The sequence below is a fragment of the Photorhabdus heterorhabditis genome (assembly GCF_001280945.1).
GTDB classification, from domain to species: domain Bacteria; phylum Pseudomonadota; class Gammaproteobacteria; order Enterobacterales; family Enterobacteriaceae; genus Photorhabdus; species Photorhabdus heterorhabditis.
In genome coordinates this window covers 27,383-52,694 of the sequence record NZ_LJCS01000033.1, presented here as the reverse complement: position 1 = coordinate 52,694, position 25,312 = coordinate 27,383, and the positions used below count along the sequence as shown (strand labels likewise).

Genomic DNA, 25,312 nt, shown 5'->3' with positions numbered 1-25,312 from the left:
GTTTCCATTGACGCCTAACAGTAAGCTGGATCGTCTGGCGTTGCCGGCGCCGGACGGAGAGGCGTTTGCCCGTCAGGTTTACGAGGCCCCGCAGGGAGAAACGGAAATCGCGTTGGCGGCGATTTGGTGTGAGTTGTTGGGCGTTGAGCAGGTCAGCCGGTACGATAGTTTCTTCGCTCTGGGCGGTCATTCACTGCTTGCCATGCGAATGATAAATCTTGCTGCGGGTCGGGGTTTGGTCTGTACATTGAATGCTTTATTCCAATTCCCGGTGCTGACCGAACTGGCGGCAAAAATCACATTAGATTTGCTATCTCAGCCACAAACCAGCGTCATATCGGTGCGATCTGGTGGAGCAGGATTGCCTGTGTTCTTTGTTCCTAGTGGGACGGGTGACTATTCCTATGTCTTTGGGTTGGCTCAGAGTATCCAATCAGGCTACCCGATTTATGCGCTGCCTTGGCCGTCCATCAATGAAAAACCGATGGCGACTATGGAGGAGCAGGCGGCAAGAATGATCACCTTGATGAAGGCGGTTCAACCGGAAGGACCGTACCAGTTATCGGGCTACTCTTCCGGTGGGATATTGGCTTATGCGATTGCCCAGCAGCTTTTGAATGCCGGTGAAATGGTTAATTTCCTCGGGCTGATTGATACGCCGGCTCCTCATTATTTAGGTGAGCAGATAGCGCAGCCTAAATATCAATTCTTTACTGAATTGGTCAGGCAATTAGGGGAAGGACACGCTGAAGAGATTGCGGTGTTGTACCAGCGAATTGATGAACTGAGTTTGGTGCAGTTTATTGCCGCTGCGCAGGAACTGGCGTTATATCCATCCAGTTTGTGTCCTGATTTAATCGCAGGACGTTGGGAGCAGATAGCGCATTATGCGCAAATAGTCAGGGATTATGAGCCACAGGTATTAACAATAACGTTGCATCAGTTCTATGCAATGGAATTTTGCTCACTTTCTTCTGTTATGGATGAAGAACCGGAGTCTTTAAATATAGAACCGTCGTTAGGTTGGGCACGAGTCGTCCCTGATGCTTTACTTCACTTAATAGCTATTCCGGGTAACCATTTCAGCTTATTGGAGGATAACGAGAATAAAGTCATTTTAGTTAAAGCCCTTAATATGACACTGGCAATCAACGGTAACGGGGAGGTTTTGCCATACTGATATATTAAGAAATATTGAATAATTTAGCGTTGGTGTGATAATCCGGTATATATTGCTTATACCGGATTTTTCTTGATTAAAACAGTATAAGGAAAGTGATAGTTACAAGAGAATAATTTTCTCCATATAGGACCTGATCTGTTTATCTAATTCAGATAAATCATTGAGATAAGGCATGATACGATCAATTTTTTATAAATAATCTGGCTAGGCGGTAATGCCGTTATTATTTGCAATATAAGAGGGTTTAGATATCACTAATCTTCTGAGGTGGCAGTTAATTTTGTATTAAGTGATAGTCAGATTGTTCACTTATTTTGTTATTTTATTGATAGAATTAGCTTGGTTATTACAAAATTAGAACCCGTCAAATTTTATTTCACATTCGAGTAGGTCAATTTCAAACGTTATTGATGAATAATTATTTATTTATTCTTTTCACCTATATACAGTAGGTTTAATTTATTCACTATTTATTCTTTTATTATTCACATTTAGTGCATAAGTCGTGCATAAAAATACTTTTTGGAATTTTGAACGGGATCAAAAAGTATTTTTTTTGTTTATAACTTGTGTTGACTTTGTTAAGCGCGAGCAACAGTATCTGTCCAATGACTGAGGGATTGTTTTTCGAAAATATTTATAATAATTATAATATTAACGAAATCATGTAATCTTATTTATCTTTTAAAACTTTTTAGAATTCCTTTCCCTCAGTATTTATTAATTAGTCATACCAGTACGAGCTGAAAAGTAGCGAAAGTTATATTTTTTATTTCGTTCAGACGCTCTCTATTTTAAGGGGAAATGATCCATGTTAGAAAATATTCAGAGAAGTTGGTTTGATCACTATATGGTACCTTGTTTTTCGCCTGCTAAGTTTATCCCTGTTCAGGCCAAAGGCTCGAAAGTATGGGATCAGGATGGAAAGGAATATATTGATTTTGCTGGTGGAATTGCGGTTAATTCATTAGGACATGCCCATCCTGAATTAAAGGATGCGCTAATTTCTCAGATTGAAAAAATATGGCATATAGGAAATGGTTACACGAATGAGCCAGTTCTTAAATTAGCAAAGAGACTTGTGGAAAATACTTTTGCTGATAAAGTGTTTTTCTGTAATTCAGGTGCAGAAGCTAACGAGGCAGCATTAAAGTTAGCCAGAAAATATGCTGCTGATAAGTATGGAAAAAATAAAAATGAGATTATCTCATTTAACGATTCTTTTCATGGCAGAACATTATTTACCGTTACAGTTGGAGGGCAACCAAAATATTCACAAGATTATGCACCTCTTCCTCAAGAAATTACTCATCTTCCTTATAATGACTTGTCTGCGATCAGGGAGCACATCTCTGAAAATACTTGCGCGATTATTGTTGAACCTATTATTGGGGAGGGTGGAGTTATTCCCGCAGATCCTAAATTTTTGCAGGAATTGCGTACCTTATGTGATCGCTTTCAGGCACTACTTATTTTCGATGAAATTCAAACTGGAGTAGGTCGTACCGGATATCTTTATGCTTATCAGGGGTATGGCGTGGAGCCTGATATTCTGACCAGTGCAAAAGGTCTGGGTGGGGGTTTTCCTATTGGTGCTATGTTGACGAAACAACATATTGCAGAAGCCTTTCAACCCGGCACGCATGGTACAACTTTTGGCGGTAATCCTCTGGCCGCAGCAGTCGCTAATAAAGTGCTTTCGATTGTTAATCAGACAGAATTTCTTGCCGGAGTTCAACAGCGCCATGATTATTTTATGGATAGATTATCGAAACTTAATCAGCGTTATCAAATATTCAATTGCTTGCGGGGCAAAGGGCTGCTTCTGGGGGCTGAATTGCATAAGAATTGGCAAGGTAAGGCGAAGCAGTTGACCAATATTGCAGCAGAGGAAGGGTTGATTGCATTGATTGCCGGGCCGGATGTATTGCGCTTTGCGCCTGCATTAAACATTGAATTTGCTGATATTGATGAAGGTCTGGTTCGTCTTGAAAGTGCCATTATGCGGTTTGTCGGTTAATAGCAGATTGAAGGTGACGTTATGATGCTTTTCCGAACTGTCCAGAATAGTGATTTAAAGGGGATTCAGGCTTTATCCGAACGAGCTGGTATAGGTCTGACATCTTTGCCAAATAACTTGGATCAATTACGTTCACGTATTTCACGTAGCGTTGATACTTTCGCTGGAAAACTGACCAGAGCCAAGCAGGGATTCTTTTTTGTGTTGGAAGATACCAGTGCGAATCGCGTAGTAGGCGTAAGTGCTATAGAAGCGGCGGTAGGACTGGAGGAGCCGTTTTATAACTTTCGGGTACAGAAAACGATTCGTTCATCACGTGAGTTGGGCGTTTATAAGGCTATTGAAGCGTTAACTTTAGAACAAGATCAGACGGGTAACAGTGAATTATGTACCTTGTTCCTAGACCCGGAATATCAGAAAGGAAAAAATGGCACATTTCTCTCTAAAGCGCGTTTTCTCTTTATCGCCGCATTTAGGGATCTGTTTTCTAAAGTAATATTCGCTGAAATGCGTGGCGTTGCCGATGAGCAAGGAAATTCACCTTTCTGGAACTCGCTGGGACAACATTTTTTTGGCATTCCTTTTTCTCAGGCAGATTACTTAACCGGTATTGGCTCGAAAACTTTTATTGCGGAACTCATGCCCCTGCATCCGGTTTATATATCCTTATTACCCCCCGAGGCGCAGAAGGTGATCGGGCAGGTTCATGAGAAAACTGTCCCAGCCCGTGCAATTCTTGAGAAAGAAGGTTTTTCCTATCAAGGCCATATCGATATTTTTGACGCAGGGGCTTTACTACAGGCTGAGATCGACCGGATACGCGCAGTAAAAGAGAGTCGGCTTGTTACTGTCAGCAAAGTTAAGTCAGTCATCCGCAACGATGGAGTTGCTTGCATCGTTGCCAATCAGCACTTTAGTGAATTTCGAGCGCTTTTACTGAATATTGCGTATGACTGCGAGGAGCTTTCTCTAACACCCGTTGAAATGGATGCACTTCAGATCAGTGATGGGGAGCAGGTGCGACTCGTCAGTCTCTTTCCAGAGGAAAACTAATTATGATGAATCATAAAGCACATTACATTGGGGGAAGATGGGTAGAGGGGCTGGGTGAATCGATAACCAAATTCTCTCCAATAGATCAACAGATCCTGTGGCAAGCTAACAGCGCCGATGCCTCTCAAGTCAGCGCTGCTTGTCAATCTGCCCGTGAAGTATTTTACGCTTGGTCGCATTTGCCGGTCAGTGAGCGAATTAATGTCGTCCAGAAGTTTGTCGCTTTGTTGAATGAAGATAAAGAAGCCCTCGCCCGTGTTATCAGTCAAGAAACCAGTAAACCATTATGGGAAACACGTACTGAAATACAATCCATGATAGGTAAAGCGACTATTTCCATTGAAGCATGGGAACAGCGTACAGGAGAATCGGAAATCATTATGCCGGATGGTCGGGCGTTATTGCGTCATCGTCCCCACGGTGTGATGGCGGTTTTTGGTCCGTATAATTTCCCAGGTCATTTACCCAATGGTCATATTATTCCCGCACTGATCGCGGGTAATACGCTGGTGTTTAAACCCAGTGAGCTAACACCGATGACCGCTGAAGAAACCGTCAAACTGTGGGAAAAAGCAGGTTTGCCCGCAGGGGTGCTTAATTTGGTTCAAGGTGCGCGTAATACAGGGACCGTATTGCTGGAGGATAAACAGCTCGATGGTGTGCTGTTTACAGGGAGTGCTAATACTGGCTTTCACTTTCACCGCGTGTTTGGTGGTCAGCCTGAAAAAATGTTGGCACTTGAAATGGGAGGAAATAATGCACTGATCGTTGATGCTTGTGATGATATTGATGCTGCTGTTTATACCATTGTGCAGTCAGCATTTATCTCCGCAGGTCAACGTTGCACCTGCGCCCGCAGATTGTTGGTAAAAAATGGTGCACATGGAGACGCAGTAATTAAACGTCTGGTGGAAGTGACTAAACAGATTGTGCCATCCCATTGGGATGCACAACCTCAACCTTTTATTGGCGGAGTCATTTCTCTGCAGGCTGTTCAGAATTTGTTGGAAGCGCAAGATCGGCTACAAAAACTTGGTGGGATTTCTTTGGTTTCGTTGGAGCAACTTGCCCCTCAATCAACGTTGCTGGCACCAGGGATTATTGATGTTAGTCAGGTAGTCGAGCTACCTGATGAAGAATATTTTGGTCCGCTACTGTCCCTCATGCGTTATGACACGTTTGATGAAGCGTTAACAATCGCAAATAACACCCGGTTCGGGCTGGCTGTTGGTTTAATTTCGCCAGATGCTTTCTTGTTCCAGCGTTTGTCAGAAGATGCGAGAGCCGGAATTGTGAATTGGAATAAACCGCTGACAGGGGCTTCCAGCAAAGCGCCTTTCGGTGGTATTGGCGCATCAGGAAACTTCCGGCCCAGTGCTTATTATGCTGCTGATTACTGTGCCTGGCCGATGGCATCCCTTGTTACCGATAAACTCTCTTTACCTGAAACGCTTGCTCCGGGAATTCATTTCCCTGATTAACTTAATACCATTTTTCCAGAGGTATCTATGTCTGGTTTTGAAGTAAATTTTGATGGGTTGGTCGGTCTGACCCATCATTACGCGGGGCTTTCCGTGGGTAATAAGGCATCTATCTATAATAGGGATAATGTGTCTAACCCACGTAAAGCCGCGTTGCAAGGGTTGATGAAAATGAAATCTCTGGCTGACATGGGATTCTTTCAAGGGGTGTTTCCACCACAACAACGTCCTAATATTCCCGCGTTGCGTAATTTAGGTTTTGCAGGCAGTGATGAGCAAGTACTCCAGAAAGCGGCTCAATATTCTCCTGTGTTGTTATCAAAGCTGAGTTCTGCGTCATCAATGTGGACAGCAAACGCGGCGACAGTGTCACCTTCCGCAGATAGTGCTGACCAGCGAGTGCATTTCACAGTGGCAAATTTAAATAACAAATTGCATCGTTCACTGGAAGTAGAAACGACGGCAGCCGCGTTAAAAGCCACTTTTGCGAATCAAAACTACTTTATTCATCATCGTGCTCTACCACAACATGAAGACTTTGGTGATGAAGGGGCGGCCAACCATAATCGTCTCGGTGGTGACTATAATATGCCGAGCGTGCAGGTATTTGTTTATGGGCGTAGCGTGCTGCGTGGTGGTCCGATACCCCAGCTTTACCCCGCGCGACAAACACGGGAAGCCAGTGAAGCTGTTGCACGGTTGCATCAACTTAATCCGGCCCAAACCGTCTTTGTGCAGCAAAAACCTGTCGCCATTGACAGTGGTGTTTTCCACAATGATGTCATTGCAGTGAGCAACCGCAATGTCCTCTTTCATCATCAATATGCTTACCTCAATCAGGCTCAGGCTCTTGCTGAAATTAAGGAAAAAATGGCGGCGTTGGGACATGATTTTGTCGCGATTGAAGTGCTTTCTGAGCAGGTCAGTATTAAAGATGCGGTTGATTCTTATCTCTTTAATAGCCAGTTACTGAGTAAAACTGATGGAAAAATGATGATCGTTGTTCCTGAAGAGTGCCGTCAAAATGCTGTCGTCTGGGATTATTTACAGTCACTGATTGTGCAAACCTCTTCACCCATTAATGAAGTCTGCGTTTTTGATCTTCGGGAAAGTATGCGTAATGGCGGTGGTCCAGCATGCTTACGTCTAAGAGTTGTGTTAAATGATACCGAATTCAGCGCTGTCAATCCTGCAACATTGATGAATAACCCACTTTATGATCGCCTGACTAAGTGGATAGAACAGCATTATCGCGATCAATTATGTTCCAGTGATCTGGCTGATCCTCAATTACTTCGTGAAGTTTATACCGCTCTGGATGAGCTTACGCAGATCCTGAAATTAGGATCAATCTATGAATTTCAACGCTAAATTGGAGTGGATATGGATCTGTTAACGTTATTGCTTGAAAAGAAACTTGCCGATCATTTAACGTTTCCGGAAACAATCAGTGCGAGTTGGTTGGCAGAAGGTGTACTGCAACTGATTCCCTGTGAAGGGAAAAATCGATCTCTGGTGATTTCTGCGGGTATTCATGGCAATGAAACGGCACCTATTGAAATATTAATTCAATTATTGGCACAGTTGGCTGATGGCACGCTAACATTAGAAAATAACTTATTGATCATCTTCGGTAACTTGCCCGCTATGCGTGCGGACCGACGTTATTTGCACAATGATTTGAACCGAATGTTTGGTGGTCGTTATCTAAATTTCCCACTGGGAAATGAGCGGTTGCGTGCAGCTGAACTTGAAAATGTTGTGAGTCGTTTTTTTGCTGAACCTTCGGTATCTTCTACAAATATTCGCTGGCATATTGACTTGCATACAGCGATACGGGCCTCTCATCATGAGCAATTTGCGTTATTACCCGCTCAGGGCCGTCCTTTTTCTGCTGAGTTTATGCAATGGTTGAGTGATAGTGATATTGAAGCACTGGTTTATCACAAAGAAAAAGGAGGGACTTTCAGCCACTTCCTGGGAGAAAAATTTGGCGCAGACAGTTGCACGATGGAAATTGGCAAAGTAATGCCTTTTGGTAAAAATGATTTAAAAAGATTTCAGAAAATCATTGCGGCTCTTTATAGCTTAATCGCTTATTCACAAATAACTGCACGCACTAAATCTGAGCTGAAACATTACCGAGTAGTTGATTCGATTATTAAGAGTGATGACAGTTTTCAACTTCATATACCTGCCGATACCATGAATTTCACTGAATTACCTGAGGGATTTGAAATTGCCAGCCAACGGGATCGCCATTGGAAAATAACATCCTCAGTAAACTTTATATTATTTCCTAATGCTGAGGTTGCTAATGGATTACGGGCGGGATTGTTACTTGCTCTAAATAAAAAAATAACTAAATAAAATATTACGACATTTTCTTTCTGAAGCAATGGTACTTTCTTCTTCAGAAAGAATTCAGCAGTGTGCTTCTTCGCTTTAATGACAGACGGGTATTATCATGATAAAAAATAATAAAACTCAACAAAATCTTTCGGCAGAAAATTTTACTGATTCGCAAAAGCTTCATCGAGGTCTGAGTGCACGTCATATTCAAATGATTTCTATTGGCGGTGCTATTGGTACCGGATTATTTATGGGATCGGGCAAAACTATTGCCGTATCTGGAACATCAATCGTTATTACCTATGCCGTTGTCGGTTTTTTTGTGTATATGGTGATGCGAGCTATGGGAGAATTACTGCTCACTAAATTAAATTATCGCTCTTTTGCTGATTTCGTATCTGATTATTTGGGGACGAAGGCAAGTTTTTTTCTCGGCTGGACTTACTGGATGAGTTGGATTGTATCCTGTATTGCTGATGTGGTGGTTTGTGGCGGATACATTCAATATTGGTTTCCCGGTGTTTCTCTTTGGGGGCCTGCATTTTTAACCTTGGGTTTACTTTGTACTTGTAATCTTCTTTCTGTCCGGTTATTCGGTGAAGCTGAATTCTGGTTTGCGATTATTAAAGTCATTGCGATTTTAGCGTTAATTATTGTGGGTATCGGTATGGTGATGATAGGTTGGAAATCACCAGACGGTATGACGGCATCTATTAATAATCTGACTGATCCATCAGTATTCCTGCCGAATGGTATTTTTGGTTTTTTTGCCGGTTTTCAGATAGCGATTTTTTCTTTTACCGGGGTTGAACTTGTTGGCACGATGACCGCAGAAACAAAAGATCCAGAAAAAATATTGCCGAAAGCCATTAATAAGATTCCGATGAGAATTTTTATTTTCTATATTTTTTCAATGTTAAGCATTATTGCTGTGACTTCTTGGGGACGTATTTCATCTGAAACTAGCCCTTTTGTGACGCTATTTGCCTTGGCGGGTTTGCCAGCGGCGGCTGCAATTGTTAACTTTGTTGCATTAACGTCGGCAATGTCTTCTGCTAATAGTGGGTTATATGCTTGTACACGTATGCTTTATGGGTTATCAACGGAAAGAAATGCTCACCAGAAATTTAAAATTCTTTCCCGTAATACTGCGATTCCAGTACATAGTTTGATATTTTCTTGTTTCTGTATGATAGTTGGCACATCACTTTTATTTGTCGTACCGGATGTCATGCGATTATTTACTATTGTGTCAACGGTTGCTTCTATTATGGTTATTTATAGCTGGTGTATGATATTAGTGGCCTATTTAGCTTATCGTAAACACCATCCTGAATTGCATAAACGATCAATATTTAAGATGCCTTTGGGAGTGCCGTTGACGTGGATCACTCTGATTTTTTTCATCCTTACAATAGTGATAATGGTTTTTGATCCCGATACCTTGGTGGCACTCTGTGGTACACCTTTGTGGTTTATCGCGTTAAGTATTCTATGGCGCGTGAAAAAGAAAAATGAAGCACAGGAAGAACAAGGTTATCAGATAGAGAAAGAGGGTTTTCGTCCATAATGAGGATGATTTACACCTTCATATTTAGCTGTTTTGGCATTCAAATAGGTTTTCCATGCTAAGTACATCATTAGTTTAATTCAGCACCGAATGTTCATAACTTCGGTGCTTTTTTATTGGTAATAAATTTTAAGTGAATTTATCCATGTTACCGGGAAATAAATATTCATGATAATATTTATTTGAATTATATAGATAGTCATAATTGCAATTATATGATATTTCTTATGTTATTGTGGAATAATAAATAAGCGAATTTTATTACATATGACATTGTAATAACTGAATAATTATCTATTTTATATATTATTGAAATCATCTTTTTTTATGTTTTTTTCTTGTTTTTAATTTAATTATTATGGGGATTGTTTTTTTGATTTAGTCATCTGCCTTTATTTAAGATGGTTAATGAAAAAATAAATGAATTGAATCATATAGTTTATGTTGTTAGTTTGTTTTGTAATATTTACAATTACATTATACATTAAGTCATTATATGTTGGGAAAGATCATAGATTTATTAATAACAGCTATGAAGTATTTTTTATTTGTTTGGTTGTCAAGATTATCAATAAAACAAGGAGAAAAATATGATCTTTAATAAAAAAGTTTTTCAGATTTCCCCTTTATTATTCGTTAGTAGTCAATTTAGTGTGGCATGTAATATTGACCCAAGGGTGGAAAATATAATAAAAAACTATGGATTACAAGAAACTAAATTGATGTCTATGTATAAAAAGTGCGAATTTGATGTGGTGAATACTGGAAATAGAATTATATTAACTAATAATGAATCCAGAAATAGTGATGAGCGCGCAGAACTAGCGATATATTGATATAGAGGAATGGGAATAGATGAATATAAACTATTTGATAGCAATAAGTATACAAGAGTTCCTTGTGCTAACATTCCGAATCGCTTTTTTAGAGTTTCTCCTGAATATACTTATGCGAAAAGCTATCCGATGAGAGAGGATAAAAAATTTGTTATAGAATTTAGAATGATAGAAACAGGCTGGTTGTATCATGAATTTACAACTAAACATAACTGCGAAATTAATATTGAATCAAGAGGAGAATCATATGGGCTTGGTGAAATAACTACATTTATAAAAGATGAGTCAAATTGTGAGCCTAAAGGTTATAAAATGGGGGATGAATTCAACAAGTGGTTATCAGAAAAGCCAGTTAAAATAGAGACGACAATTTCTTATGTACAATTACCAATATCGAAATAATCCTTAAATCTGTCCTGTGATTATATAATTGTTGGTTTTTTTCTTTTATGCCGTTATTATATTGTTTTACATATATTCTAATAAAATATTTTTTAATTTAATCATGCTGGAATTTGTTTTTGTTTTTTCTAATTAAATAATCTACCTTATTTAGGTCAGATAATATAACAGTGTGGATTAATACAGTAGGTTAATTAATTTTATATTATCTGCAATAAGTGTTTTTCTAAATATATAATAATGAAATCAATTTAATTAGGTACCGAAAACATAAATAGACCAAGGAGATAGATATGAATTTAAATAAAAAAGCTTTCCTTATTTCCCCGCTTTTATTAGCTATTAGTAGTGTCAGTATGGCATGTATGAAAGATCCGGAGAACATTAGAAATCAGGTAAAAGATGCAATAACGGCAAACGGATTGGCAAAAACCAAAGTAATGTCTTTATATACAAATTGTGTTCTTCGAGTTAAAGACAACACACCGAATAAATTGACACTAAAGAATGGTAAAACTGCAAATAGTGATAATGTAGAAGAAAAATCGATGTACTGGTATCGAGGAATGGAGACAAAGGAATATCAAACATTTGATAAGAATAGGAACGAGAAAATTTCTTGCGTTCAAGAAAAAAGTTTCTGTGGAATTGCGCCTCAATTCACTTACTCACAAGGTTATCTAACCAATAAAAAACCGGGTGTTGTTATTGAATTTAAGACGGAAAAGGCAGGCTGGTTATATAATGACTTTACAACTAAACATGGATGTAAGACTAAAGCTGAAGGAGGAGGAACATATGGGCTTGGTGTAACAGGAACATCGGCAAGTTGTGATTCTGCATATAAGCAAAGCGGAATAGGAAATATATTTAATGGGTGGTTATCAAGTAACAAAATACAAGCTCAGGTCGCGTATGTATTATTACAGAAAAAGAAAAAATAGGCTTCTCTGTGCTGAAACCATGCAATTATCAATCTTAAATTTGCGCAGGTAAAAATGTGAAGTGCCGCATATATGCGGCACAATTAAACTGTTTTTTGTAGTTCATTGCGTGCGGCCTGAGCTAGAAAACCACTTCTGCTACCATACTCAGGATGATCATGAACAATCGTATCAATACGATGTAATAAACGGTGTGGCAAGGTAATATTGCTCCGTTCTGCTTTGCCATCGAATTTATCCATATTGACATCGACTAAGATCCATTGACCATCAATATACTTACCCATGTTTTCAGCGAGATGTTCTTGCATTGTTCTGGCTTTCGGCAGCTCTGATTCATTTTGCGTTAATAATTCAAAATGTACCTCAATAGCGCTTTTAGCATCTTGCCAGGTTTCTTCCAGTGTATCGCCAGCAAAATAACAGCCGGGTACATCAGGAAACCAGCCGTTTGCACTGCTGTCTGTATCAATTTCAATAAAAGCGGGATATACCCGTCATCTTTCAAGTTGCTGCTTTGTTGGCTGCGTTCACTTACCCCAGTCACATCGTTATCTATGCTCCTGGGGATGCGTTCACTTGCCGCCGCACTGCAACTTGAAATCCATAGGGTATAACATATTTTTTCTCCTTAATTTGAATGTTTCGAGTTACTTCATTAGAGAACATTATATTTAATAAATTGGCATAATTTTCCAATCTTATCTCTTTCTGGAGATAAAAAGAAAATAAAAAGGCTGAATCCAGTGAGTACAGGATTCAGCCTTTATCAGTTACTAATCTGCTATGGATAAGAAGCGGTTACGCTTCTCCCTGTGCTGATTGAATCGCAGTCAGTGCGACAGTGTAAACAATATCGTCTACCAAAGCGCCACGGGACAAATCGTTCACTGGTTTGCGCATACCTTGCAGCATTGGCCCGATTGAAACCAGATCCGCAGAACGTTGTACTGCTTTGTAGGTGGTGTTACCGGTATTCAGATCAGGGAAGATGAACACGGTAGCTTGACCGGCAACCGGTGAGTTGGGTGCTTTGGATTTCGCTACATCTGCCATGATTGCGGCGTCATATTGCAATGGGCCGTCAATGATCAAATCTGGACGTTTTTCCTGCGCTAAACGAGTTGCTTCACGAACTTTTTCAACATCACTACCTGCACCAGAGTTACCGGTAGAGTAGGAGATCATGGCAACACGTGGCTCGATACCAAATGCTTTAGCTGAATCTGCCGATTGAATGGCGATTTCAGACAGTTGTTCAGCCGTTGGATCTGGGTTGATCGCACAGTCACCGTAAACCAGAACTTGTTCTGGTAGCAGCATAAAGAATACGGATGATACCAATGAGCTACCCGGTGCAGTTTTGATTAACTGCAATGGTGGGCGGATGGTGTTTGCTGTGGTGTGTACTGCACCGGAAACCAAACCGTCAACTTCGCTCTGTTCCAGCATCAGTGTACCCAGAACAACGTTATCTTCCAGTTGTTCACGTGCAACGACTTCAGTCATACCTTTGTTTTTGCGCAGTTCAACCAGACGCGGAACATAACGCTCACGTACGGCAACCGGATCAACAATTTCGATACCGGTACCCAATTCTACTCCTTGAGCAGCAGCAACACGACGGATCTCTTCGGGATCGCCCAGCAGAATACATTGCGCAATACCACGGTCAGCACAGATAGAAGCTGCTTTCACGGTACGAGGTTCATCACCTTCCGGTAGCACAATCCGCTTGCCTGCTTTGCGTGCCAGTTCTGTTAATTGATAACGGAATGCTGGTGGAGACAGACGGTGTGGGCGTTCAGAATTCGCTGTCAGGGAATCGATCCACTCTTTATTGATATGTTGGGCAACATAGTTTTGCAGCTTTTCGATACGTTCATGGTCATCTGCGGGCACTTCCAGGCTGAAACTTTGCAGGCTCAGGGAAGTTTGCCAAGTGTTGGTGTCAACCATAAAGACTGGCAGGCCCGTTCCAAAAGCGCGTTCACACAATTGTTTAATGGGTTCATCGATGGCATAACCTCCGGTCAACAGAATTGCACCGATTTCAATACCATTCATGGCAGCCAGACAGGCTGAAACCAGAACATCTGGGCGATCAGCAGAAGTGACCAGCAGGGAACCCGGACGGAAATGTTCCAACATATGTGGAATGCTACGTGCACAGAAAGTCACGGATTTCACCCGACGGGTTTTGATCGCACCTTCATTGATAATACGGGCGTTCAGGTGTTTTGCCATATCAATTGCGCGTGTTGCAATCAGGTCAAAACTCCATGGAATGCAGCCGAGAATTGGTAGCGGACTATTTTTGAATAATGTATTTGGATCGATGTTAGCAACTATTGCTTTAGAGGATTCATCGAAAATTTCTGACAGGTCAGGTCGGGTACGGCCTTGATCGTCAACTGGCGCATTCAGTTTGTTAATAATAACACCGGTGATGTTCTGGTTTTTGCTGCCACCAAATTCAGCACGAGCCAGTTCAACACGTTCTTTTAACAGTTCCTGGGAGTCATTACCCAGCGCCAGTACGAACACAATTTCAGCGTTCAGGGTTTTGGCGATTTCATAGTTCAGAGACTGAGCGAATGGATGTTTACGAGTTGGAACCAGACCTTCAATCAGGATAACTTCTGCGTCTTTGGTGTTTTCGTGGTAAAGGGCCACGATCTTTTCCATCAGCACATCTTTCTGATTCGTCGTCAGTAAGGATTCCACATAGGCCATATCCAGCGGTTCAGCGGTTTTAATGCTGGAATGAGAGCGGATGATTGTGGTGGTCTGGTCTTGTGAGCCACCGCAACGAGCTTGGGCTATGGGTTTGAAAACACTCAGGCTGACGCCTTTTTGCTCCATTGAGCGGATCACACCTAAACTAACACTGGTCAAGCCGACGCTGGTGCTGGTAGGGATCAACATAATTGTACGGGACACGGAAACCTCTTTACGGTGGCTCGTTGGTCAAAAGAGTACCGCCAGCATGGGCTGGCGGTTGGCAAAATATTACGCAGTCAGACGCGCTGCATCTTGAGCGATCACTAATTCTTCATTGGTTGGGATCACTAAAGCAAGACGGCTGTTGTCAGTAGTGATAGGACCGGATTTACCGAAACGGGCGGCCAGGTTACGTTCATGATCATATTCAAAACCTAACAGAGCCAGCTTTTTCAGTACTAATTCACGAACCAGCGCTGAGTTTTCACCGATACCACCGGTAAAGATAATTGCATCCAGATGGCCTTCCATCAATGCGGAATATGCACCAACATATTTAGCCAAACGATGGCAGTAGACATCCATAGCGCGTTTAGCATCGGCTTTGGTTTCGTAGTTATCTTCTATATAACGGCAATCGCTGGTGACTTCAGTCAGACCTAGCAGGCCAGATTCTTTGGTCAGCAGTTTGTTGATTTGTTCAACGCTCATGCCCAGAGAGTCATGCAGGTGGAAAATGATAGCCGGGTCGATATCACCGCTGCGGGTACCCATTACCAGACCTTCCAGCGGCGTTAGTCCCATAGAAGTGTCAACACATTGACCATTAACGATAGCAGAGATGGAACCACCGTTACCCAAATGGCAAACAATGACATTCAGTTCTTCAACCGGTTTGTTCAGCGTTTTTGCTGCTTCACGGGAAACGAAGAAGTGGCTGGTTCCGTGGGCGCCATAGCGACGAATACCGTGTTCTTTATATAGATTGTATGGTAATGCATACAGGTAAGCTTCTTCCGGCATTGTTTGATGGAAAGCGGTATCGAAAACGGCAACGTTTTTGTCAGTCAGGTGTGGGAACCCTTTTTTCGCTTCTTCAATGCCAATCAGGTGAGCAGGGTTGTGCAATGGTGCGAATGGAACCGCATCTTTAATCCCCTGAATAACTTCTTCATTGATGGTGACCGAAGAGGTGAATTTTTCACCACCATGAACAATACGATGACCGATTGCGGCGATTTGGGCAGAAAGTTCTGGTTTTTCAGCCAGAATAGTATTAACAATAAAGTTCAATGCTTCACTGTGGGCTGCACCAGCACCTAAAGCGGCTTCATGTTTTGCACCATCCATTTTCCACTTAATACGGGCTTCAGGTAGGTTAAAACATTCAGCTAGACCAGAAAGATATTCTTCACCGTTAGCAGGATCGATGATAGCAAATTTCAGAGAAGAGCTACCGCAATTGAGGACCAGTACCAGCTTACTTGACATGGAAATACCTATATCGTGTTTGTCAATGAGTCTTACAGATAAGACATGTGATTAATAAAACGTCAATTACTCATCAGCGTAGCGCATAATAGTGATGACATTAAATGATTAACATCATGCTAAGTGCAAAGAGCATGATGATAAGGTGTAAATTTTCAAAAAAACCTTTTTTTGCTGCCCTAATGTTAAGATATAAGGTGATTTGTTAACAAAATGAGCCTAAATGCAGTGAAAAAGGTAAAAAATGCCGCTTTACCGCTGTGTTCAGCATAAAAGTGGGTGTAGGATACCGATAGCTAGCAGTAAAGACAAAATATACTTAATCCTACAAAAAATATTTTATCATTTACAACCTTTTTTTAAAAATTATGTTTTAAATTGATCGAGGTCATGATGAACGCAATGCCTCCTGCCAGTGGCGGATGGATAAAGAAGATGCAACTGGGTCAAAAATATATGAAGACCTGGCCGATTGAGAAGCAACTGGCGCCAATGTTTCCTGAAAACCGGGTTATTAAGGCAACCCGTTTTGGTATCCAGTTTATGCCACCATTGGCTATTTTTACCCTGACGTGGCAAATCGCTTTGGGTGGTCAACTTGGCCCCGCTATCGCGACTGCACTATTTGCATGTAGTTTGCCAATACAGGGGTTATGGTGGTTGGGGAAACGGGCATCAACACCATTACCTGTGGCATTGCTGAAATGGTTTCATGAAATCCGTGATAAATTTGCCGAAGCAGGTATTGCAATGGCACCTGTGCAGCAAACGCCTACTTATCAATCTCTTGCTGAAATTCTCAAACGGGCATTTAAACAACTTGATCGGTCGTTTTTTGATGATATTTAGCTGGAAAATATCATGAGATTGGATCAGGTCGATTGGTGTTTGAAATCGGTGATTGAGAAATCAGCAGATAAAATAGCGGCTCATGGCAAAAAACAGGCATGTTGTTGATCGTAATTAGAGATTTTCCCCCAATAAAATAGTCTACTAATCAAGATGAAGTTTTCGACATATCTTCTTTTTCGTTGATAGAGGCCATTTTGAATAGTGAACTCTTGTGGGTATTGACCCTGTTATTGATAGCTATCGTTCTTTTTACCACCAATAAATTGCGTATGGATATTGTTGCGTTATTGGTGATTATTGCATTTGTCATGAGTGGAACGCTGACACTGGGTGAAGCAACCAGTGGTTTCAGTGATCCCAATGTCTTACTGATAGCGGCCTTGTTTGTTATTGGTGAGGGGTTGGTGAGAACGGGTGTCGCTTATCAAATGGGGGACTGGTTGGTAAAAGTTGCCGGAAACAGCGAAACCAAGATGTTGGTTTTATTGATGATGACTGTTGCGGGGCTTGGTGCTTTCATGAGTTCTACAGGGGTCGTCGCGATTTTCATTCCCGTTGTGCTCAGTGTTGCGGCAAGAATGCAAATTTCTCCAGGGCGGTTGATGATGCCTCTGAGTTTTGCCGGGCTTATCAGTGGAATGATGACGTTGGTAGCGACGCCGCCTAATATGGTGGTTAACAGTGAGTTAATCCGTGAAGGGCTGCCTGGTTTCAAATTTTTCTCAATTACACCTATTGGTTTTCTGATTCTGTTTGCTGGCATTAGCTATATGTTGATTGCTCGTCATTGGCTGGGAAGCAATCAGCCGGATAAGGGGCGTGACAAATGGAACCGCCGTACTTTCCGTGATCTTATCCGCGATTATAAATTATCCGGTCGTGCTCGTCGTCTGGCAATCCGGCAAGATTCCCCGTTGATTGGCTTCTCTCTGGATGAATTGAATCTGCGCGCCCGCTATGGGGCTAATGTCGTTGGTATTGAGCGTTGGCGGCGCTTCCGGCGTGTTATGGTTAACGCGACTGGGAATACAGAACTGAGAGAACGAGATGTATTGCTGATTGATATGTCAGACAGTGACGTGGATTTGCGGGAGTTTTGCAGTGAGCAATTATTGGAGCCGATGGTGCTGCGTGGAGAGTATTTTTCTGCGCAATCCCGTAATGTGGGTATGGCTGAAGTATCGCTGATCCCGGAGTCAGATTTGCTGGGTAAGTCTCTACGCGAGATGAGTTTTCGTACCTGTTATGGTTTGAATGTTGTTGGCATCCGGCGTGATGGTGAGCCGTTGTTGGGCAAACTGGTGGATGAGCCACTACAACTTGGGGATATTTTACTGGTTATTGGTGACTGGAAATTGATCAGCGTCCTGAAAACCAAAATGCGCGATTTTATTGTACTCAATCTGCCCGTTGAGATTGAGGAGGTGGCACCAGCAACATCACAGGCTCCACATGCACTTTTTAGTCTGGTGCTGATGGTTGCCATGATGTTGACTGATGAAGTACCCAATGTGATTGCCGCATTGATAGCTTGTCTGTTGATGGGAAAATTCCGCTGTATTGATATGGAAAGTGCTTACCGATCCATTCACTGGCCTAGCATAATTCTGATTGTCGGCATGATGCCATTTGCATTGGCGTTACAGAAAACGGGTGGGATTGATCTAATTGTCCGTGGTCTGATGGATATTGCCGGTGATATGGGGCCAAGGGTGATGTTGTTATGTCTGTTCGTGCTTTGTGCCATTATTGGTTTGTTTATTTCTAATACGGCAACGGCGGTATTAATGGCACCGATAGCTATTGCGGCTGCGCGTGAAATGGCTGTATCACCCATGCCATTTGCCATGATTATTGGTGTGGCAGCTTCTGCCGCATTTATGACTCCAGTTTCATCACCCGTTAATACTTTGGTTCTTGGCCCAGGTGGTTACAAATTCTCTGATTTTGTCCGTCTGGGGGTGCCATTTACCCTGTTGGTGATGGTGATAAGTGTGCTGGTTATTCCTTGGTTGTTCCCATTTTAATGTGGGATATCGAGGCTAATTTCGTCGAGTGACAGGCTAAACCCCGGTACAAAAACTTGCATAAAATAATCCATCTCTTGGCTGTGGCGATCAGCCAAGGTTTTTTCAAGCCGGGTTTTTGCCAGATTGAATTCACTGTTACCTGCCGAAAGTTCTTCCAGACATTTGAGATAAGCACACAGGGAATCGGCTTGTTTAACAATAAAAATTTCTTCTTCTGTATGCTGGCTGTCATCCAGTATTGAACGGAAATCTTCTTGCAACTCTGTTGGTAGCATTTCCAGCAATCTCTTTTGCGCGATTTTTTCTATCTTTTTGTACTCACGAGCAATATGTGGATTGTGATATTTGACTGGGGTCGGTAAATCCCCGGTGATAACTTCGCTGGCGTCGTGATACATGGCCAGCAACGCGATACGTTCAGCATTCACATTGCCGTTAAATTTGCGGTTTTTGATGATAGCTAAAGCGTGAGCGACGAAAGCAACCTGTAGACTATGCTCGGAGACATTTTCTGTACGCACATTGCGCATAAGCGGCCAACGGTTAATCAGTTTCAAACGGGAAAGGTGGGCGAAAAAGTGGCTCATAATCATCTCTTACAATGGAACATCGTTTTTGTTGTGAGTGGTTGGCAGAGATATACCTGTTATCTTTCAAGTTGCCTCTTTGTTGGCTGCACTCACTTACCCCGGTCACAGAGTTCTCTATGACATAGTTCTTTATAACATAGTTATCTATGCTCCCGGGGATTCGCTCCCTTGCCGTCGCGATCCATCTTGAAATCTATTGGGTATAAGTAAATTTTGAAGTCGCTTGTTAATTTATCCCTGACTTTAAGCAGGAAATACTCTTAGCTAACACATTAACAATATTCGTTAACTGGAGACCAGCAGTATAACATCCCCAAGATGACTGGTTAATTTACATTTACTATTACCGGAAACGTTATAATCGTAATGGAAATATTTTTTAAAAGAAATTTATTTTTCCATTCCATTTTGCATACAAATTGTATACAAATATTTCACCTAATTTACAATAGGTCACTATTACTTCAAGTACTCTTTTTTATCAAGTTTAACAAATGCAATGTTTAATTCTTTTTTGTCTTTAAAAATCCTTATATAATCACTATAAGACCCCTATAAAATAAAAAAAATTAACCTTTGTTACCGGTAAAAAATGAAAATTTACTGGCTTTATTCTGTAAAGAACTATCATCTTATGTCAGTAAAGCAAGTATTGGAAATTACTATCAAGGATCTGTATCTGGCAGGTGATGTTTTGTCAGTGAAGAAGAATTAAGCAAACTAATTTGTTGGTTGTAGAAGAAATGGGTTTTCTTCTACAACTGATAAAACTCATGGTGTGGATATGGCGTGAATAATGCTCATTATCAGTAGGACTTACGTTTTAACAAACGGCTCTGATTTTTTTACTGATGATATTTGCCAATAAATCTGGCGAATTTCTGAATCGCCATTTCCAATTCATCGAGTCTTGGCAGTGTCACTATGCGGAAGTGATCAGGTTCTGGCCAGTTAAATGCGGTTCCCTGCACTAACAAAACCTTCTCCTGTAACAAGAGGTCAAGTACCATTTTCTGATCATCGTGAACGTTAAAACGCTTAGCATCAATTTTTGGGAACATATATAAAGCCCCTTTGGGTTTCACACAGGAAACGCCGGGGATTTGATTAATTAATTCCCATGCATGGTTACGCTGCTCATATAAACGACCACCAGGTAAAATGAATTCGCTGATACTCTGATAACCACCTAAAGCGGTTTGAATCGCGTGCTGCATTGGCACATTTGCACATAAGCGCATTGATGCCAACATTTCTAAGCCTTCAATATAACTTTTAGCGTGCTTTTTCGGACCGTTTAATACCATCCAGCCTTGACGAAAACCTGCCACGCGATATGTTTTAGATAATCCGTTAAACGTTACCGTTAACAGATCTGGAGCGAGTGCAGCAATTGAATGATGCTCGGCATCGTCATATAAGATTTTGTCGTAAATCTCATCAGCAAAAATGATTAAATTATGCTGACGCGCTATTTCAACAATTTCCAATAGCAATGCTTTGCTATATACAGCACCCGTTGGATTATTGGGGTTAATAATCACAATTCCACGTGTACGGGGAGTAATTTTGTTACGGATGTCATCCAGGTCAGGAAACCAATCTGAGTTTTCATCGCACATATAATGTACGGCTTTACCGCTAGAAAGTGAAACGGCTGCGGTCCAGAGAGGATAATCAGGAGCAGGAACCAGCATTTCATCGCCGGTATTCAGTAATGCTTGCATTGCCTGAACGATTAATTCAGAAACACCATTTCCAATATAAATATCTTCAACACTCACATCCAGCATATTGCGGGCTTGATAGTGTTGCATGATGGCTTTACGCGCAGAATACAAGCCTTTTGAATCTGAATAACCCTGTGCTGTTGGTAAGTTACGGATAACATCTACCAAGATTTCATCTGGTGCTTCAAAACCAAAAGGTGCTGGATTACCAATATTTAACTTGAGGACTTTATTACCTTCTTCTTCCAGGCGTTTAGCTTCTTTGAGCACAGGTCCGCGGATGTCATAACAAACATTATCGAGTTTGCTGGATTTTTTAACTGTTAGCATTGAGAATTTTACCTTAAATCTTGGTAGAAAATGGGGTTCGTTAGCATATAGTGTGTAACATTTAATGTACTCTTCCCGCCTGACGTTTTGAAGGTGTGTTGATATATTTGGTTAAAATGATTGTGTTAGTAAGGATGTGGTTGTTTTAGTGTCTTTTTATGCTCATTAAGTTGGATTTAAATTCTTTATTTTTAAGTATTATTGGATTTATGTTCTTTGATGTTGTTGTTTTTTAGTGTGGAAATGAGATGTTTTTAACGTTAAAGCAGTGTGTCTGGCGATTACGGGGAGAAAATGCGCATAGCTCAATTTGCCAATAAAAATCATTATGTTTGTATAATTTATTCTTATGTATAAGATTTGGCTTGAATTGGCAATTCAGTACTATATATTTTAGAAAGTTCGAACAATATTTTTGAGCATTTCTGGAAACTAGTTGTAAATTTATCTGAATAGGATTATTAAACATTAACAATATTGAAGATTTTTACTTTATATTTAGTTTTTCTGATATAACTTATGTTATTCTTTGACGTGAGTCAGAAAACAAAATAATCAAACTAGAAATCACATATAGGGTGTTGTAAATAGGGATTGTCCTCAGTTCTATTTAGGAATCCGAGTAACTTTTGCTAAGAAGAGGAGAAAATAAAACCCACAATGGGTTCAATAGGTAAAAAAACAGCAGTAAATCTTTGCCCTATTTAATAGAGTAGAGTACTGTCTAATCATCGATGTTATTTAATTTGATAGTGCTTACGTAAAAACACCAGGTTAGTTAGTAATTAAAATCAAAAAAAAGTGATGAATAAACAATGATAAATGCAAATCGTCCGATAATGAATCTCGATCTCGATCTGCTAAGAACTTTTGTTGCTGTTGCTGATTTAAATACTTTTGCAGCAGCAGCAGCAGCAGTATGCAGAACGCAATCGGCTGTAAGTCAGCAAATGCAACGTTTGGAGCAGTTGGTAGGTAGAGAGTTGTTTGCCCGCCATGGCCGTAATAAGCTTCTTACAGAACATGGTCTTCAACTTCTTGGTTATGCAAGACAAATTCTGCGCGCTAATGATGATGCCAGCGCATCATTGACCTATAGCGATGCAGAAGGTGAGTTGAGAATCGGGGCATCCGATGACACTGTGGATACACTGCTCCCTTTTCTGTTAAATCGTATTGCTTCTGTTTATCCGCGTATGGCAATAGATGTTCGTATAAAACGAACTCAATTTATTGAAAGTATGTTGGATAACCATGAGATCGATTTGGCACTGACCACCGCGAAGATCAGTCACCACCCAAGGACTGTTTTGCGCTCAACCCCAGTATTATGGCATTGCGCTCCAGATTTCCAGCTACAGCCAAACGAACCTATTCCGCTGGTTGTGATGGATGAAACTAACCCATTTCGCCAGTTAGCATTAGATACGCTGGATGAAGTGGGAGTGTCGTGGCGGATTGCTTATGAAGCGGCTTCTTTGTCTGCGGTTCGCACAGCAGTCAATGCGGAAGTGGGGATTACTGCCCGTCCTTTAGAAATGCAAAATGCTGATCTGCGTATTCTAGGTGAGAGTGAAGGACTTCCTCGTTTGCCTGAAACCCAGTTCTCTCTATATAGACATAGTAATGAACAAAATGAATCTGTTCTGACTGTTTTTAGTGCAATAGAGAATAAGAAAACACCATACACGATATCTAGTCTTGCTGAAGAGCCTTCTGATGGTGACGATAATATCGATGAGTAATATCTGAAACATTCACCCTTAGCTAATACCTCCATTATGGATGATCAGGAGGTATTAGCATCTCAAATATATTTATAAGTAATTATCAACTAAACACACCTTATTTTACCGTTATGCTAATTGCTGAATATACGGTAGCTTTTTTCCTAATTTCCTTATGATTTGGTTAACAAATTGTTACTTTGTTAACAAGGTAATAATTTGTTTAATTGATAAAATAAGAATTTCTATAGTTAATTAGAGCATTTCTCTTATCGATGTATAAGAAAATATAATTTCTTCAGATTTGAATGAATTATCATCAGCATTCAAAATTTTTTCTGCTAAATTGTGTACTTGATCAAAGAAATATTCCCTATGAGACAGTGGAAAGGCAGGTTTTTCCTGAGATAATGATGTAGTAAAAGCGAGTTATCGGTTAAACTAGTTTCCGCTGCTGTTTATGTGTCAACTGACTGACACGTTTTAGCAGCTTGGTAGCACAATCCGTTAAGATCAAGTTTGCTGTTTGTAAATAAATGTTAGATTAATTTTGTCATAACAGACAAAATATTGTTGAGAGGAGTAAAAACCAAGAAGATCCACTCCATCAATCATTGATTAGTAGTGTTTCAGATTTGGTTGTTACCCCTTCCCTTGAATCGATGTGGTGCAACACTGCCAGACAAAAGAGCAGACATTTTTGACACCACTTTTGATGAGTAAGCAATGAGTATGTCAACATCCACTGAACTCTTTGCCCATCACTGGGCATTCGCGGTATTTCTTTTAGGTGCTTTCGGTCTGTGTGCTTTGATGCTGTTAGGGGCGTTTTTCTTGGGCGGGAAAGCTAAAGCCCGGGCAAAACACATCCCTTATGAATCAGGTATTGATTCTGTCGGCAGTGCTCGTCTCCGCATGTCGGCAAAGTTCTATCTGGTCGCCATGTTTTTCGTCATCTTCGATGTTGAAGCTCTGTTCTTATATGCATGGTCAGTCTCCATTAAAGAGAGTGGCTGGTTAGGCTTTATCGAAGCAAGTATTTTCATTTTGGTGTTACTGGCAGGCTTGTTCTATCTGGTACGTATCGGTGCGCTGAATTGGACGCCATCCCGATCAAGTCGCCAGGTAAATAAACCAAGTGTTGTAATTAACACTAATAACAGTCATCCGCAGTAATAGCGAGGCATTAAAGATGGATTATACGCTCACCCGCATAGATCCGAACGGTGAGAATGACCGTTATCCCCTGCAAAAACAGGAAATTGTCGCTGATCCACTAGAACAACATGTCCACCGTAGTGTTTACATGGGCAAACTGGAGCATGCTCTGCATGATTTGGTGAATTGGGGGCGTAAAAACTCCCTGTGGCCCTACAACTTCGGTCTTTCCTGTTGTTATGTGGAAATGGCGACATCATTCACTGCTGTTCATGACGTTGCCCGTTTTGGGGCTGAAGTTTTACGTGCATCGCCTCGTCAGGCAGATTTTATGGTGGTAGCTGGAACCTGCTTTACCAAAATGGCTCCGGTTATTCAGCGCCTTTATGACCAGATGCTTGAACCGAAGTGGGTTATCTCCATGGGAGCATGTGCTAACTCTGGTGGTATGTACGATATCTACTCTGTGGTGCAAGGAGTCGATAAATTCATCCCCGTTGATGTTTATATCCCTGGTTGTCCTCCCCGCCCTGAAGCTTATATGCAAGCTCTGTTGTTGTTACAGGAGTCTATCGGTAAAGAGCGCCGTCCATTGTCGTGGGTAGTGGGAGATCAAGGGGTTTACCGTGCCAATATGCAGTCAGAAAGAGAACGTAAGCACGGGGAACGTATTGCAGTGAAAAATCTGCGTACACCGGATGAAGTTTAAAAATCTGCTTTTTAGGCAGTAGGCGTTATTGGTACATGACAGACAAAACAGCCTAATGAATGTGACCAGAGCAATGTGTTGCGATACTAATCCTGATCAAAACAAACACTGATCAAAGCGTTGTGGTGAA

At 41.1% G+C, this 25,312-nt stretch carries 20 protein-coding genes; 15 read left to right on the top strand and 5 right to left on the bottom strand.

Going from position 1 to position 25,312, the window contains the following annotated elements:
* From AM629_RS12550 to AM629_RS12510, 10 genes are all read left to right on the top strand, one after another.
* Positions 1 to 1,180 (top strand): thioesterase domain-containing protein (locus AM629_RS12550; protein WP_235525472.1); only part of this gene is annotated, 1,180 nt, incomplete at its 5' end.
* Positions 1,181 to 1,994: 814 nt separating this feature from the next.
* Entirely contained in the window at positions 1,995 to 3,203 is a 1,209-nt protein-coding gene (locus AM629_RS12545) for an aspartate aminotransferase family protein (RefSeq protein ID WP_054479410.1), read from the top strand.
* A gap of 24 nt (positions 3,204 to 3,227) precedes the next feature.
* Positions 3,228 to 4,256 (top strand): arginine N-succinyltransferase, encoded by a 1,029-nt coding sequence (gene astA, locus AM629_RS12540; RefSeq protein ID WP_235525473.1) that lies wholly within the window; start codon positions 3,228 to 3,230, stop codon positions 4,254 to 4,256.
* Between the two features lie 5 nt (positions 4,257 to 4,261).
* Complete coding sequence (astD, locus tag AM629_RS12535; RefSeq protein ID WP_054479418.1) at positions 4,262 to 5,737, top strand: succinylglutamate-semialdehyde dehydrogenase; 1,476 nt, start codon at positions 4,262 to 4,264, stop codon at positions 5,735 to 5,737.
* 27 nt (positions 5,738 to 5,764) lie between these two features.
* The gene (gene astB, locus AM629_RS12530) at positions 5,765 to 7,108 is read left to right on the top strand and encodes an N-succinylarginine dihydrolase (protein ID WP_054479406.1); all 1,344 of its coding nucleotides are present in this window, start codon (positions 5,765 to 5,767) and stop codon (positions 7,106 to 7,108) included.
* A 12-nt stretch (positions 7,109 to 7,120) separates the two neighbouring features.
* Positions 7,121 to 8,107 (top strand): succinylglutamate desuccinylase, encoded by a 987-nt coding sequence (astE, locus tag AM629_RS12525; RefSeq protein WP_054479405.1) that lies wholly within the window; start codon positions 7,121 to 7,123, stop codon positions 8,105 to 8,107.
* Positions 8,108 to 8,204: 97 nt separating this feature from the next.
* Positions 8,205 to 9,659 carry an amino acid permease gene (locus AM629_RS12520; protein WP_054479403.1) on the top strand — a complete coding sequence of 485 codons (1,455 nt, stop codon included), beginning with the start codon at positions 8,205 to 8,207 and terminating at the stop codon, positions 9,657 to 9,659.
* Between the two features lie 590 nt (positions 9,660 to 10,249).
* Entirely contained in the window at positions 10,250 to 10,495 is a 246-nt protein-coding gene (locus tag AM629_RS24635) for a hypothetical protein (protein ID WP_235525471.1), read from the top strand.
* Positions 10,496 to 10,504: 9 nt separating this feature from the next.
* Positions 10,505 to 10,897: a hypothetical protein gene (locus tag AM629_RS24630; protein WP_235525470.1), complete on the top strand. Its 393-nt coding sequence runs from the start codon at positions 10,505 to 10,507 to the stop codon at positions 10,895 to 10,897.
* A 293-nt stretch (positions 10,898 to 11,190) separates the two neighbouring features.
* A complete protein-coding gene (locus AM629_RS12510; RefSeq protein ID WP_054479402.1) occupies positions 11,191 to 11,841 on the top strand; it encodes a hypothetical protein in 651 nt (216 codons plus the stop codon).
* A gap of 83 nt (positions 11,842 to 11,924) precedes the next feature.
* Here the strand turns inward: AM629_RS12510 and AM629_RS12505 are convergent, their stop codons facing one another.
* From AM629_RS12505 to ackA, 3 genes are all read right to left on the bottom strand, one after another.
* Positions 11,925 to 12,320 carry a type II toxin-antitoxin system HicB family antitoxin gene (locus AM629_RS12505; protein WP_054479400.1) on the bottom strand — a complete coding sequence of 132 codons (396 nt, stop codon included), beginning with the start codon at positions 12,318 to 12,320 and terminating at the stop codon, positions 11,925 to 11,927.
* A 322-nt stretch (positions 12,321 to 12,642) separates the two neighbouring features.
* A complete protein-coding gene (gene pta, locus AM629_RS12500) occupies positions 12,643 to 14,769 on the bottom strand; it encodes a phosphate acetyltransferase (RefSeq protein ID WP_188093381.1) in 2,127 nt (708 codons plus the stop codon).
* Positions 14,770 to 14,853: 84 nt separating this feature from the next.
* Positions 14,854 to 16,056, bottom strand: coding sequence for an acetate kinase (gene ackA, locus AM629_RS12495; RefSeq protein ID WP_054479396.1), 1,203 nt, complete (start codon positions 16,054 to 16,056; stop codon positions 14,854 to 14,856).
* A 393-nt stretch (positions 16,057 to 16,449) separates the two neighbouring features.
* Between ackA and yfbV the strand changes: the two genes are divergently transcribed.
* A complete protein-coding gene (yfbV, locus tag AM629_RS12490; RefSeq protein ID WP_054479394.1) occupies positions 16,450 to 16,905 on the top strand; it encodes a terminus macrodomain insulation protein YfbV in 456 nt (151 codons plus the stop codon).
* Between the two features lie 197 nt (positions 16,906 to 17,102).
* Entirely contained in the window at positions 17,103 to 18,935 is a 1,833-nt protein-coding gene (locus AM629_RS12485; protein ID WP_054479392.1) for an SLC13 family permease, read from the top strand.
* On the opposite strand, the gene yfbR is transcribed toward AM629_RS12485, so the two are convergent.
* Both yfbR and AM629_RS12475 read right to left on the bottom strand, forming a co-directional pair.
* On the bottom strand, positions 18,932 to 19,525 hold the full coding sequence (yfbR, locus tag AM629_RS12480; RefSeq protein WP_054479390.1) for a 5'-deoxynucleotidase: 594 nt from the start codon (positions 19,523 to 19,525) through the stop codon (positions 18,932 to 18,934). The genes AM629_RS12485 and yfbR overlap by 4 nt on opposite strands.
* Positions 19,526 to 20,373: 848 nt before the next feature.
* Positions 20,374 to 21,588 carry a pyridoxal phosphate-dependent aminotransferase gene (locus tag AM629_RS12475; RefSeq protein ID WP_054479388.1) on the bottom strand — a complete coding sequence of 405 codons (1,215 nt, stop codon included), beginning with the start codon at positions 21,586 to 21,588 and terminating at the stop codon, positions 20,374 to 20,376.
* 815 nt (positions 21,589 to 22,403) lie between these two features.
* Between AM629_RS12475 and hexA the strand changes: the two genes are divergently transcribed.
* The 3 genes from hexA (at position 22,404) to AM629_RS12460 (ending at position 25,182) form a co-directional block, all read left to right on the top strand.
* Entirely contained in the window at positions 22,404 to 23,333 is a 930-nt protein-coding gene (gene hexA / locus AM629_RS12470) for a transcriptional regulator HexA (protein WP_054479387.1), read from the top strand.
* A gap of 708 nt (positions 23,334 to 24,041) precedes the next feature.
* On the top strand, positions 24,042 to 24,491 hold the full coding sequence (locus AM629_RS12465; protein ID WP_072161882.1) for an NADH-quinone oxidoreductase subunit A: 450 nt from the start codon (positions 24,042 to 24,044) through the stop codon (positions 24,489 to 24,491).
* A 16-nt stretch (positions 24,492 to 24,507) separates the two neighbouring features.
* On the top strand, positions 24,508 to 25,182 hold the full coding sequence (locus AM629_RS12460) for a NuoB/complex I 20 kDa subunit family protein (protein WP_015833663.1): 675 nt from the start codon (positions 24,508 to 24,510) through the stop codon (positions 25,180 to 25,182).
* Positions 25,183 to 25,312 lie beyond the last annotated feature (130 nt).